The sequence below is a fragment of the Marinobacter halophilus genome, assembly GCF_003007685.1.
GTDB classification, from domain to species: Bacteria; Pseudomonadota; Gammaproteobacteria; order Pseudomonadales; family Oleiphilaceae; genus Marinobacter; species Marinobacter halophilus.
Map to the genome: position 1 here is coordinate 119,972 of NZ_PXNN01000005.1, position 12,362 is coordinate 132,333.

Sequence of the window (12,362 nt, forward strand, 5' to 3'; positions counted from 1 at the left end):
GGATTAACATTCAGGAAAGGTAATGGCAGTTCAGGTAAGCGACTTCGACCGGTTTTCCTTCACCCTGTTCATGGCGCTGGCCGTGCACGCCATCGTGGTTCTGGGCATTACTTTTGCCCCGGAGTTACCTCGGTCGTCGGCCCAGACCATGGAAATCACGCTGTCCCAGTTTGCCGACGAACAGGCACCGGAGAAGGCGGATTTTCTGGCCCAGACCAGCCAGCAGGGCAGCGGTTCTGAAGACGAGCCCATGGAAATGACCACGCCCCAGCCGGCCGACATCAGTCAGCCGGAATTAGCTCAAGTGCAGCCGGAACCGCAGGCCACGACCGAGCCACTACCCCGAGAAGCCCCCGCGGTGGTGCAAACCGAAAGCCCGACCCGGCGTCAGGTGGCACAGCCTGAAGCCACCAACGAGCCAGATCCGGAGCCGCTACCCCGCGCCGAGCGCAAAAGCCTGATGGAGCGAAGCCTGGAGATTGCCAGTCTGGAGGCCCGTTTTGATGCCCAGCAGCAGGCCTACGCCCGCAAGCCCCGGGTCATGCGGGTCACGGCGGCGTCGACGCTGAAATCCAGCAACGCCTGGTACGTTCAGAACTGGGTCAGCAAGGTAACCCGGGTTGGTAACATCAATTACCCGACCGAGGCCCGTCAGGCCGGCCTCCACGGCAACCTGCGGATGCTGGTTTCTCTGAGGAAAGATGGCACAATCAAGGAAGTGGCGATCCTCCAATCGTCCGGCAGCACGGTGCTTGATGATGCAGCGATCCGTATTGTGCGTATGGCCGCGCCTTTTGCCCCCTTTCCGGAAGGAATGCAGCAGGAGGTGGACGAGCTGGAGATCATTCGTACCTGGTCGTTCCAACAGCGGGGGCTTTCATCCGGATGACAACGGGCAAGCAAACTTCAGACAGCCTTCGGCATCATTTTCTGGTGGCATCACCCTGGCTCGCTGATCCGCGTTTTCATGGCGGCGTGATCTATCTGTGCGAGCATTCGTCAGACGGTGCGCTGGGCCTGATGATCAATCACCCGCTGGATATTCATCTGGGCGAAATTCTTGAACAGTTGGATATGCACGGCGGAGAACTCGATCTGCCGGTATTCACCGGCGGCCCGGTTCAGCCGGAACGTGGCTTTGTGCTGCACTCGCCTGGCCGGTACTGGCAGAGCACCGTCCAGGTCACCGGAAATGTCGCACTGAGCACGTCTCGGGACATTCTCGAGAGCATCGGCAAGGACGATGGGCCGGATGAATTTCTGGTTGCGCTGGGGTATTCGGGTTGGGGTGAAGGTCAGTTAGAGGAAGAGTTGGGCAGCAATGCCTGGCTGACGTGCCCGGCCTGCTCCGATATCCTGTTCCGTACCCCGGTGGAAAAGCGTTATGAAGCGGTGCTGCGATTGATCGGTATCGATCTGAACCAGCTCAGTGATTCGGTGGGTCATGCCTGAACCTGGAAGCCGCAAAGTGTTGGCCTTTGATTTTGGCACCCGGCGCATTGGAGTAGCCACCGGCCAGGAAATGCTCGGCACTGGTCAGCCCCTGGCGATGATCCCGGCCCGGGATGGTGTTCCTGACTGGGCTACGATCGAGAAGATCCTGGCTGAGTGGTGCCCGGACATCGTGGTGGTCGGATTGCCGTTGAATATGGACGATTCTGAAAACGACATGTGCGCCCGCGCCCGCAAATTCGGCAAGCGTTTGCATGGCCGCTATCATGTGCCGGTGGCGATGGTGGATGAACGGCTGACCAGCTTTGAAGCCAAGGGTGACGTGATGGCTTCCGGTGGTAGCCGGGATTATGGCCGGCATGGTGTGGACGACCGTGCGGCCGTATTGATACTGGAAACTTGGTGCCGGGAACAGGCCGGCTGACCTGACTGATGAGGTTCTGATGACCGCACTGTTCGATATTAACCAGTTGCTTGATGAGCTGGAGAAGGGGTTGCGCCTGATGCTGACCGAGCGAGGTATTGAAGACCCGGCACTGATTGGCATCCGTACCGGTGGTGTCTGGCTGGCCGATGTGATCGGTAAACGCCTGGGCATTGCCGAGCCTTTCGGTGAACTGGATATTTCATTCTACCGAGATGATTTCAGTCGCATTGGTCTGAACCCGAAGGTCAAACCTTCGAGCCTGCCGTTTGACACCGAGGGCCGGGACATCATTCTGATCGACGACGTGATTATGAGTGGCCGCACCATCCGCGCGGCGATGAACGAGATCTTCGATTACGGCCGCCCCGCCAGTATCATCCTCGCCACCCTGATTGATCTGGGCGCCAGGGAGCTGCCGATTCAGCCCGATGTGGTGGGCAGCTCTCTTGCGCTGGAGGCGCACCAGCGAATAAAACTGCGCGGCCCTGAGCCGCTGCACATAGAACTCCAGGAATCCGGACAGTAATCCCTCCATATTATTTACGACAGGCAAGCCATGACCGCGAACCAACCTTCCCCGAACCATTTGCAACTGACCCGGGATGGTCAGTTGCGGCATTTCCTTACCCTGGATGGTCTCGGCCGGGAGCTGCTGACCGACATTCTGGATACCGCCGATTCCTTTATCGAGGTGGGCGAGCGCAGCATCAAGAAAGTACCACTGTTGCGGGGCCGGACCGTGGTTAATCTGTTCTTTGAGTCCAGTACCCGAACTCGCAGCACCTTTGAACTCGCCGCCAAGCGGTTATCCGCCGATGTACTGAATCTCGATATCAATACCTCGGCCACCTCCAAGGGTGAATCGCTGTCGGATACTCTGCTCAACCTGGAAGCCATGGCTAGTGACATGTTTGTGGTTCGTCACTCCCAGAGCGGTGCGCCGCACTTCATTGCCGAGAGCGTGACTCCGGGTGTGGCCATAATCAATGCCGGTGATGGCCGCCACGCGCATCCGACCCAGGCTATGCTCGACATGTTGACGATTCGTCAGCACAAAGGCCGTTTTGAAGGATTAAAGGTGGCCATCGTCGGGGATGTGCTGCACTCCAGGGTCGCGCGTTCCCAGATTCGTGCACTGAACGAGCTCGGCGCGGCCGAGGTTCGGGTGATCGCCCCCGGTACTCTGCTGCCAAGGGATGTGGAAGATCTCGGTTGCATAGTGGAATACGACATGTCCCGAGGCATGAAAGACCTCGACGTGGTAATCATGCTTCGTCTGCAGAAAGAAAGAATGGAGGGTGCACTGTTACCCAGTGAGCGCGAATTTTACCGCCTGTATGGCCTGAGTCAGGACAAGCTGGCACTGGCGAGACCGGATTGTATTGTCATGCACCCGGGGCCGATCAACCGAGGTGTAGAGATTGAATCCGCCGTGGCGGACGGCCCTCAGTCAGTGATCCTCAATCAGGTCACCAACGGCATTGCCATTCGCATGGCAGTGATGTCCATGGCCATGGGCGGGCAAATGGCAGAGCGCCAGCAGAAACAGATCGACAGCGAGGAAACCCGGGGATGAGCGGTAGCCAACAACACGATAGCAGCAGTCTGATAGTGACCGGGGGCACACTGTTTGATGGTCGCGGGCAGCAAATCACCAATCCTGGTCTGCTGATCCGTGGCGGTAAGGTGGCTGCGCTGGGCGCATCAGCGCTGGGGGCTGAGGCTGCGCGCGAATTTGATGCCAGTGGTTGTGTTATATCGCCCGGCTTTGTTGACCTGTGCTGCAACCTGCGGGAGCCGGGCAACGGCCAGAAAGGCAATATTGAGACGGAAACCCGCGCCGCCGCCCATGGTGGTTTTACCACTGTATGCGCCAGTCCGGAAACTTCGCCGGTGAACGACTCCGGCGCCGTTACCCATCTGATTCGCGAAGGAGCGGCCTCGCGGGGTGTGATCAATGTGTTGCCGGTCGGCGCCATCACCCGCGGCCTGGAAGGCGACTTGCTGAGTGATATGGCGGGTCTGAAAAGCGCCGGTTGCGTGGCGGTGGGTAACGGCTCCCGGGGCGTGCGTAATGCCCGGATTCTGCGCCGGTGCATGGCCTATGCCCAGACCTTTGGTCTGACGGTGATGTTCAGCCCTGAAAATCAGGCGCTGGCGGCCGACGGTTACGCCCACGACGGTCAGGTGGCAACCCGCCTGGGGCTGCTGGGCATTCCGGAAGTGGCCGAAACCACCGCGGTGATGGAAATGCTGCTGCTGGCGGAGGAAACCGGCGTGCGCCTGCACCTGAGTCAGTTGTCCTGCGCTCGCAGTGTCGAGATGCTGGCGGGTGCGCGCCAAAGGGGTATTCAGGTAACCGCCGATGTCGCTATGCACCAGCTGGTCTTTACGGAACAGGCCCTGGCCGGTTTTGACAGCCGCTTTCATGTGCGCCCGCCGCTGCGCTCCGAGGCCGATCGTCAGGCACTGCTGGCCGGTGTCAGGGATGGTGTTATCGACGCCATTGTCAGTCAGCACCAACCCCATGACAGTGCCGCCAAGCAAGCACCCCTGCCGGCGACCGAACCCGGTTTGTCGAGCATTGAAAGCACACTGTCACTCGGGCTGAAACTGGTCACGGCCGGCCAGCTCAGCCTCGACTGTTTGCTGACTGCACTTACCGCTGGTCCTGCCCGGGTCGTTGGTCGTTCGGCTGAATTGTCCGAGGGTGCGCCGGCGGATCTCTGTATTTTTGATCCTGACGGCCACTGGGTACCCTCGGCCCACACGCTGATTTCAGCGGGTAGGCACGCGCCCTTGTTTGGTGTAGAACTGCCGGGTCAGGTCAAGCTGACGCTGGTGAGCGGTCAGGTTGCCTGGACCGCCGTCGATTAACCTGCCTTCCTGAAAATGCGGCAGAGGTTGTCTGACCTCTGTCGACAACATCACATATTAATCCAAAGTTGCTGAAAAGGCCTTGATGCAAGGCACCTGAGCCAACGTATTCTAGGGCATGGCCACTTATGGTCAGGTTATGGACGATGGACAATACCGGTTGTGCGCTGTACCGGTATCCGAAAATAATAACTCAGGAGTCATCCCGTGAAATCACTCAGCTTTTCCCGCCGGCTTGCCGTGGCAACGGCATTGTGCGCCAGCATGGTTGCCCCGTCTCTGGCCCACGCCGAGACTGACATTCTAGAGCGCAGTTTCTGCGTATTCGACCCAGTGGGTGCCAACGGCCCGTTGTTTGCCATTACCCGAGAGTTCCAGCCGGTTGCCATGCAACGCGGGATCAGGCTTGACCTGCGCGCTTATACTGACGAAAAGGTCGCCGCTGAAGATTTCAAGGCCGGGCAGTGCGATGCAGTCTTGTTGACCGGCACCCGGGCGCGGGAATTCAACAAGTTCACCGGCAGCCTTGAGGCCATGGGTGCCGTGCCTGGTGAGCAGGAAATGCGCCTGTTATACAACACCTTGAGCCAGCCTCAGGCCCAGCAGTTCCTGATAGACGGGCCGTACGAAGTCGCCGGCGTGTTCCCGGCTGGTGCCATCTACCTGCACACTCGGGATCGTAGCGTCGATTCCGTGCAAAAACTCCAGGGCAAGCGCATTGCCACCCTTGATTATGATAACGCGTCGGTGCGTATGGTCCGGCATGTTGGCGCATCGGTTGTGGGCTCCAACTCGGCAAACTTTGCCGGCAAATTCAACAACGGCAGCGTGGATCTGGCCTACGCACCGGCGGTGGCTTATCAGCCGCTCGAACTCTACAAGGGCGTGAATCCCAACGGTGGCGTGTTCAAGTACGCGCTGGCCTACATGAATTTCCAGGTCATTATTCACCGGGAACGCTTCCCCGATGACGCCGGCCAGATGGTGCGTGATGAATCGATCAAACGTATTGATCAGGCTTACGACATCATTGCGGAGGCCGAGCAGGGGATACCCGCCGAAGTGTGGATGCATCCGCCCCAGGAAGATGTGGCTGAGTATGACCGAATGCTGCGCCAGGTAAGATTGTCTTTGCTGGAAGATGGTGTGTATGACGAGCGAGCGATCAAACTGATGCGGGCAATTCGTTGCCGGGTAGATGGTTCACGCTCTGAGTGTGCTTCCTGAGACCGGATTAGCCGTAAAGCGCTGAATGGCCCGCCGTCAGGCGGGCCGATCCGATCCGGTTAGCGAATGGCGTCTTTGAGCGTCTTGCCGGCTTTGAACCCCACGGTTTTGCTGGCGGGAATCTGGATGGTGGCACCGGTCTGCGGGTTGCGACCGGAACGGGCTTCCCGGGCACGGATACCGAACGTACCGAAGCCGATAAGGGTGGTGTCTTCGCCGCGGGCAGCCGCCGCTGATATCTGATCGGTAACCGCGTTGATCACTTCGCTGGCTTTGTCTCGGGTCAGGCCGGTTTTGTCGGCAATGGCAGCGGCGAGCTCTGGTTTGCGCATCGGGCACTCCTGTTTTTTTCATTGTGATTATTGTGGTTGGCCACAGAGCCTGAGCCTGCGGTTGATGCAATCTATAGTGGCTTTGGCCTGAATGTGCAAACCTGGTTCGGTAACGATATGTGCCCGTTGGCGTCATTTGCGGGGCTTGTCTCAAAAACCAGATCCTGACTTGGCGATAATGTCGGGCTGGTTACAGGATGTAACAAAGGCTTTGTCGTTCCTCAAGGGTCCTGATCTTGTTGAAAAATCCACAAAAATAAAAGGGTGTTGAATGCTATGAAAGAATTCCGGAAAACCGCGTCCCGATTCCGTGCTCTCGTGGTGGCCATCGGTGCCAGTGTGGCACTCAGCGGCTGTGGTGTGGTCAATCACATGGTCTATAAAACCACCGGTGATGTGATGAAAGGGTTTTCCCGGAACCACACGGTGCCTTACCTGCTGGAATCCGACGATCTGGCCATGGGTTGTTCCATGAGTGAAGCCACTACGCCGCTGCTGATGTCGTTCGGCCGGGTGACCAGTGAGCCGGACCAGCTTGCCGTTATGTTGTACCTTTCTTCCGGTAGTTGTGCCGAAGAGCAGGCCCGGGAGCATGGCCTGACGGCGTCACGGGCCATGTACACCATGAATGCCAGTGAAGCCCAGGATGCCCTTATCCAGCAGAAGCGAGCCCATAGCCTGGCGGCGAAGCGCTACCTCAAGGGCTGGCAACACCACAATGCGCATTACGGTGACCCGGATGCCACTGAGTGCCCCAAGTTCAAAGACGAGATGGATGAGTTCATGTACCTGGCCGGTCTGCTGTCTGGATTGCAGGCCCTCAATGCACAGATTCAGTCCTCTTCTTCAATAGGCGTGCCCTTTAACACCGGATCGGTGGTGGGGCGGGCCACTCAATGCCTGGACAACAAAAAATGGTGGGGGGCTCCGATGGGGCTGCGAGCTACTGTCTGGGCAATGATCCCCGGTACCATGCCGGAGGGCGAAGACGCTTTTGAGCGTCTGGCCATTGCCGGCAAGCAGGGGGCAGATGCCGGTGTTCGGCTTGGCCATGTGTTTCACGCCATCGCCGCAGTGAACAAGAACGACGAGCCGTTGGTGAAGTCAATCATCCGCGATCACGCGGAGTCCCTCAAGAATGATGAGCCCAGTGAGGATTGGCGTTTTGTTGATGCCATGGCCAGCAACATGCTGGTCGGGATTTCGGATCGCTTATGGGTCGAGAATACCGGTTCCCGGACCCCCGTCGGTCAGTTTGGCAGCTTTTGGGATGATGCCAGAGCGCCCGTAGAAACCATGGATCTGGACGATCTTCTGTAACTCATGGAATCTCAGAGTAGGGTGTTATGACGAAGGGTGATTTTCAACGCACCAGGCTGGAATGGTTCTCCTCATTGCCCGCCTGTCTTCTACTGCTGTCGGTGGTGTTGTTCTCTACCAGCAGTGACATTCACAACCAGATGCTGCGCGGTGGCGAAAATCTGTGGACTGGCTACTACAAACTGCGCATGGATCCCGTTCAACCGGATTGTGACCCAAACCGGAGTATTGAGGCTGCGGTCGCGGAAGAGCTCGCCAAAGCGCCGCCTGCCAACGATTCGATGGCGGCGTTACTGGGTACTCATGAGAAAGACCCGGCTGATATCCGGCTTGCCATCGAGCGTTCGGTGCGGGAGTGCCAGGCTGCCCATGCCAGCTTTTTGCAGTTGCAGGACAAGTTGACGCCGGGGGTGAAGGCCTACCGTGCCGCTGAATTGTTTGTCGCAGACCTGATTGCCTTCGGGCTTTCGGCGCAGCGTTATATTCTGGTGATTCTGGTGATGCTGTGCGCTGTCACTGCGACCCTGACCCGCCATCATATTGCCATGCGGTCGATGGAAACCCGCCTCGACTACACGGTTTCCTACACCTTACAGACCGTTGCCAACGCTATGTTGCTGGGCTCGAGTGTGGTATTCCGGCAATCCAGTCTGGGCAGCAGTACTGCAGTCTCCGCTGAAGAATTGTTACTGCATAACTTCTGGGTCATCGGCTTTACCTGCCTCACTATTGCCAGTCTTTACCGGCTGTTCCGGCCGCCAACGAATCTTGCCGAGGGCGGTCGGCTTGGGCAAGCCTTCCTGGCGGTGCCGCTGTACACTGTGATGTGCCTGATCTCCGGAACCTATTTTGCGTTGATCGGGCACTCTTCAGGCATTGGCATCTACCTGGGCAAAATGATGGAGCTGGCGGACATGTTCCTGAATGTCGGGCTCTATGTCTGGGTTGGCATGATGCTGAAGCAGACCCGTTTGGCAACCCTGGTATTCAACGTTTTCCGCCCCTGGCGGATGCCGCCGGAAATGCTGGCGGTAGTGGCGGTACTGGTCGCTGCCGTACCCACCGCCTACACCGGCGCTTCCGGGATTTTTGTCATTGCCGCGGGTGCTGTTATCTACAGTGAGCTGCGTGCCGCCGGCGCCCGTCGCCATCTGGCGTTGGCGGCAACGGCCATGTCTGGTTCTCTGGGTGTGGTGCTGCGACCCTGCCTACTAGTGGTAGTGATTGCCTATCTCAACCGCGAAGTCACCACCGATGAGCTGTTCGGCTGGGGTATCTGGGTATTCGTGTTAACCGCGGTCATGTTTGCCATGGTGGCACTGAGCGTGAACCGTCAGAGCAAGTTTGACCTGGCGCCGACGGCCCAGGCATTGCCAGCTTCGCTTCAGGCTCTGCGGCCGTTGTTGCCCTACGCTCTGGTGATCGTGGGTGTGGTGCTGCTCTACCGTTTTGCACTGGACGTGAGGATGGATGAATTTTCCGCACCTCGTCTGCTGCCTGTGATTATGCTGGCTATCCTGCTTTATGAACATGTCAGCCTGAAAAATGTGGGTGGTCGGGCGTCGGGTGAAATTCATCATCAGGGCCTGGAACGCAGCGTTCGGGGTGCCACTAACGACACCACCGCCGAGATCGGTGCTCTGCTGTTGCTGCTTGGCCTGTCCGTGAGTATCGGCGGGGTCATTGAGCGCTCTCACCTTATGGAAACTTTCCCTCAGGCCTTTGATAGCGCCTGGTCGGCGATGCTGCTGATGGTGGTGATTCTGGTCATCCTGGGCATGATCATGGATGCCTTCGGTGCGGTGATCCTGGTGACCGCGACCGTGGCGACCATTGCCTATTCCAGTGGCATTCATCCCATTCATTTCTGGATGGTCACGCTGGTCGCCTTTGAGCTGGGTTATCTGAGCCCGCCGGTGGCGCTCAACCATCTGCTCACTCGACAGGTGGTGGGGGAGGCCGAAGTGCTGGCTGCACAACAAGAAGGGGGTACGTTTTACCAGCGTTATGAGCGGATCATCATGCCGCTGATTGCGATGGGCATCTCGCTGTTGTTGGTGGCATTTGTGCCGTTGTTGTTCTACGCCCTCTGACCAGAGTGGGCGTAAGCCACAAAAAAAGCGCCGTGCTTTCGCAGGGCGCTTTTTTTATGCCGGAGACACTCAGCTGAGTTTCGGGCCGGCCTCAATAATGGCATCCGCCACATCGAACTTCTTGAAATTTTCCACGAACTGAGTGATCAGCTCCTCAGCCTTGCCGTCGTAGTATTCCGGGCTGGTCCAGGTGTTGCGCGGATTCAGCAGGTCGTTGTCCACCCCGGGAATATGCTTGGGCACGTTCAGGTTAAGCGTATCGAGGTGTTCGGTCTCCACATCATCCAGATCGCCGTTCTGAATGGCGGCAATAATGGCCCGTGTGGTCGGAATGCTGAAGCGCTGGCCTTCACCGTAAGGGCCGCCGGTCCAGCCGGTATTGACCAGGAACACCTTGCTGCCAAACTCATCGATGCGCTTCATCAGCAGCTCAGCGTAAACCCCCGCCGGACGTGGGAAGAACGGCGCACCAAAGCAGGTGGAGAAGGTCGACTTAAGCTTGGACGAAGAGCCCATCTCGGTAGAGCCCACCAGTGCCGTGTAACCACTCAGGAAGTGATAAGCGGCGGCTTCACGGCTCAGGATGGATACCGGCGGCAGTACGCCGGTCATGTCGCAGGTCAGGAAGATGATGTGCGACGGCTCACCGGCACGATTTTCCAGCACACGTTTTTCAACGTGTTCCAGCGGGTAAGCGCAGCGGGAGTTTTCGGTCAGCGAGACGTCAGTGTAGTCAGGCTCGCGGGTTTCCGGGTCGATCGTCACGTTTTCAACGATGGCGCCAAAACGGATGGCATCCCAGATAATCGGTTCGTTTTTCTTGCTCAGGTCGATGCACTTGGCGTAGCAACCGCCTTCGATGTTGAACACGGTGCCAGGCCCCCAGCCATGCTCATCGTCACCAATCAGGAAGCGATGGGGGTCGGCAGACAAGGTGGTTTTGCCAGTGCCAGAAAGTCCGAAGAACAGACAGGTATCTCCGTTCTCACTGACGTTGGCGGAACAGTGCATCGGCAAAACATCTTTCTCCGGCAGCAGAAAGTTCTGCACCGAGAACATGGCTTTCTTCATTTCACCGGCGTAATGCATGCCTGCGAGCAAGACCTTGCGCTTGGCAAAGTTGAGTATCACGCAGCCATTGGAGTTGGTGCCGTCACGTTTCGGTACACACTCGAAATTGGCAGCATTGAGAATCTGCCATTCCTGTTTGTCAGCCTGGTTGTAGGATTCCGGGCGAATAAACAGGTTGCGGCCAAACAGGTTCTGCCAGGCCGTTTCGGTGGTCATCTTCACTGGCAGGTAGTGCTCGGGATCAGAGCCAACGTGAACATGGGAGACAAAACTGTCTTTTTCAGCAATGTAAGCTTCAACACGATCCCAAAGGGCGTCGAACTTGTCGGCGTCAAACGGGCGGTTGATCGGACCCCACTGGATATCGTCAGCGGTGCTGGGCTCTTCGACGATAAAACGGTCCATGGGGGACCGGCCGGTGCGTTCGCCGGTGGTGACCACCAGAGAGCCGTTGGCTGCCAGCTGTCCTTCGTTCCTTGCCAGTGCCATTTCAACCAGTAGTGCTGTACTCAGATCATTATAAGTGTTGCTCACTTCGACCTCGCCCTCGGGATGTCTTCGTGATCGCCCAGGCCGCCCCCCGGAAAATTGGCGGAAATCTGAACAATCGGGTCAATTCAGGCGCGCTATTATGCCAGACGCGCCGGGAAAAAACGACTGCCCTGGAAGCCTCGCCAGCTCTGGCTTCCAAGCTATTTTACAGACTTTCTAGTGTAGCGTATGACCAGTAAAAAGGTGGTCAATGTCATTTCTATCGAAGCGATAGTTAGCGTGACAGAACTGGCAGTCCATGTTGATGCTGCCCTGTTCATCCAGAATACTGTAGCACTCATCCTTGCCGATAGCTTCCAGGGCGGCCAGCGTGCGTTCCTCAGAGCAGCTGCAGCGGAAGGCAACGGGTTCGGCGTCGAATAGGCGCACGGTCTCCTCATTAAACAACCGGTGCAGCAGGGTTTCGCTGTCCAGCGTCAGCAGTTCTTCGGCCTCAACCGTGCGAGCCAGATGGTTAACACGGTTCCACAGGTCGTCGTCTTCTTCAGTCTGCCCCGGCATACGTTGCAACATCAGGCCGGCAGCGGTGTTTTCATTGGCAAACAGAAACAGGCTGGTGGCGATCTGCTCGGAGCGCTCGAAATACTCTTCAAGGCACCCGCTCAGGGTATCGGCTTCCCGGGGTACCACGCCCTGATAGCGCTGGCCCTGATCTGGCGTGATGGTAATCGCCATGCGGCCCTTGCCCAGCAGTTCATCCAGGCTGTCACCGGTGACCGCTTCGTTATCGTGACGGGCCAGTCCTCGGATGTGGCGGTCGTGGCTGCATTCGGCCATCAGGGTACGCAACGCGCCTTCGCCGGCCGCCTGCAGAGACAGTGTGCCTTTGAATTTAAGGCTGCTGCTCATCAGGACGCTGGCGACCAGAGACTCGCCCAGGAGGCGGCGGACGGATTCAGGGTAGGGGGCCTGGGTGACGATGTCTTGAAAACTGTCGCCCAGTTGCACCCAGGCACCCCGGACCTGGCTGTGCTCAAAAATAAAACGTTGGAACTGGTCTCGGGATGCCAT

Annotated in this window: 12 protein-coding genes; 9 read left to right on the forward strand and 3 right to left on the reverse strand. The window is 58.0% G+C overall.

Annotated features, from left to right (window positions below; genetic code table 11):
• Window positions 1–22: 22 nt before the first annotated feature.
• The 7 genes from C7H08_RS03830 (at window position 23) to C7H08_RS03860 (ending at window position 5,983) form a co-directional block, all read left to right on the forward strand.
• Complete coding sequence (locus C7H08_RS03830; RefSeq protein ID WP_106670451.1) at window positions 23–889, forward strand: energy transducer TonB; 867 nt, start codon at window positions 23–25, stop codon at window positions 887–889.
• Window positions 886–1,452 (forward strand): YqgE/AlgH family protein, encoded by a 567-nt coding sequence (locus tag C7H08_RS03835; protein ID WP_106670452.1) that lies wholly within the window; start codon window positions 886–888, stop codon window positions 1,450–1,452. The genes C7H08_RS03830 and C7H08_RS03835 overlap by 4 nt, the downstream gene beginning before the upstream one ends.
• A complete protein-coding gene (gene ruvX / locus C7H08_RS03840; RefSeq protein WP_106670453.1) occupies window positions 1,445–1,876 on the forward strand; it encodes a Holliday junction resolvase RuvX in 432 nt (143 codons plus the stop codon). The genes C7H08_RS03835 and ruvX overlap by 8 nt, the downstream gene beginning before the upstream one ends.
• 19 nt (window positions 1,877–1,895) lie before the next feature.
• On the forward strand, window positions 1,896–2,405 hold the full coding sequence (gene pyrR, locus C7H08_RS03845) for a bifunctional pyr operon transcriptional regulator/uracil phosphoribosyltransferase PyrR (protein WP_106670454.1): 510 nt from the start codon (window positions 1,896–1,898) through the stop codon (window positions 2,403–2,405).
• 30 nt (window positions 2,406–2,435) lie between these two features.
• Window positions 2,436–3,455 carry an aspartate carbamoyltransferase catalytic subunit gene (locus C7H08_RS03850; protein ID WP_106670455.1) on the forward strand — a complete coding sequence of 340 codons (1,020 nt, stop codon included), beginning with the start codon at window positions 2,436–2,438 and terminating at the stop codon, window positions 3,453–3,455.
• Window positions 3,452–4,756: a dihydroorotase gene (locus C7H08_RS03855; RefSeq protein ID WP_106670456.1), complete on the forward strand. Its 1,305-nt coding sequence runs from the start codon at window positions 3,452–3,454 to the stop codon at window positions 4,754–4,756. The genes C7H08_RS03850 and C7H08_RS03855 overlap by 4 nt, the downstream gene beginning before the upstream one ends.
• A gap of 207 nt (window positions 4,757–4,963) precedes the next feature.
• The gene (locus tag C7H08_RS03860; RefSeq protein ID WP_106670457.1) at window positions 4,964–5,983 is read left to right on the forward strand and encodes a putative solute-binding protein; all 1,020 of its coding nucleotides are present in this window, start codon (window positions 4,964–4,966) and stop codon (window positions 5,981–5,983) included.
• Between the two features lie 59 nt (window positions 5,984–6,042).
• On the opposite strand, the gene C7H08_RS03865 is transcribed toward C7H08_RS03860, so the two are convergent.
• Window positions 6,043–6,315: an HU family DNA-binding protein gene (locus C7H08_RS03865; protein ID WP_106670458.1), complete on the reverse strand. Its 273-nt coding sequence runs from the start codon at window positions 6,313–6,315 to the stop codon at window positions 6,043–6,045.
• Between the two features lie 276 nt (window positions 6,316–6,591).
• Here C7H08_RS03865 and C7H08_RS03870 point away from each other — a divergent pair, with 276 nt between their 5' ends.
• Together C7H08_RS03870 and C7H08_RS03875 are read left to right on the forward strand one after the other, a co-directional pair.
• Window positions 6,592–7,635: a hypothetical protein gene (locus tag C7H08_RS03870; RefSeq protein WP_106670459.1), complete on the forward strand. Its 1,044-nt coding sequence runs from the start codon at window positions 6,592–6,594 to the stop codon at window positions 7,633–7,635.
• A gap of 26 nt (window positions 7,636–7,661) precedes the next feature.
• Window positions 7,662–9,728 carry a TRAP transporter large permease subunit gene (locus C7H08_RS03875; protein WP_106670460.1) on the forward strand — a complete coding sequence of 689 codons (2,067 nt, stop codon included), beginning with the start codon at window positions 7,662–7,664 and terminating at the stop codon, window positions 9,726–9,728.
• A 69-nt stretch (window positions 9,729–9,797) separates the two neighbouring features.
• Here C7H08_RS03875 and C7H08_RS03880 read toward each other — a convergent pair whose 3' ends face one another.
• Together C7H08_RS03880 and hslO are read right to left on the reverse strand one after the other, a co-directional pair.
• Window positions 9,798–11,333 (reverse strand): phosphoenolpyruvate carboxykinase, encoded by a 1,536-nt coding sequence (locus tag C7H08_RS03880; protein ID WP_106670461.1) that lies wholly within the window; start codon window positions 11,331–11,333, stop codon window positions 9,798–9,800.
• A gap of 174 nt (window positions 11,334–11,507) precedes the next feature.
• The gene (gene hslO, locus C7H08_RS03885; RefSeq protein WP_106670462.1) at window positions 11,508–12,362 is read right to left on the reverse strand and encodes an Hsp33 family molecular chaperone HslO; all 855 of its coding nucleotides are present in this window, start codon (window positions 12,360–12,362) and stop codon (window positions 11,508–11,510) included.

Coding starts and splice junctions, on each gene's coding strand:
- C7H08_RS03855 (WP_106670456.1), top strand. CDS start 3,452: ATGAGCGGTAGCCAACAACACGATAGCAGCAGTCTGATAGTGACCGGG.
- C7H08_RS03850 (WP_106670455.1), top strand. CDS start 2,436: ATGACCGCGAACCAACCTTCCCCGAACCATTTGCAACTGACCCGGGAT.
- C7H08_RS03875 (WP_106670460.1), top strand. CDS start 7,662: ATGACGAAGGGTGATTTTCAACGCACCAGGCTGGAATGGTTCTCCTCA.
- C7H08_RS03835 (WP_106670452.1), top strand. CDS start 886: ATGACAACGGGCAAGCAAACTTCAGACAGCCTTCGGCATCATTTTCTG.
- C7H08_RS03830 (WP_106670451.1), top strand. CDS start 23: ATGGCAGTTCAGGTAAGCGACTTCGACCGGTTTTCCTTCACCCTGTTC.
- C7H08_RS03870 (WP_106670459.1), top strand. CDS start 6,592: ATGAAAGAATTCCGGAAAACCGCGTCCCGATTCCGTGCTCTCGTGGTG.
- hslO (WP_106670462.1), bottom strand. CDS start 12,362: ATGGCATCCCGAGACCAGTTCCAACGTTTTATTTTTGAGCACAGCCAG.
- ruvX (WP_106670453.1), top strand. CDS start 1,445: ATGCCTGAACCTGGAAGCCGCAAAGTGTTGGCCTTTGATTTTGGCACC.
- pyrR (WP_106670454.1), top strand. CDS start 1,896: ATGACCGCACTGTTCGATATTAACCAGTTGCTTGATGAGCTGGAGAAG.
- C7H08_RS03865 (WP_106670458.1), bottom strand. CDS start 6,315: ATGCGCAAACCAGAGCTCGCCGCTGCCATTGCCGACAAAACCGGCCTG.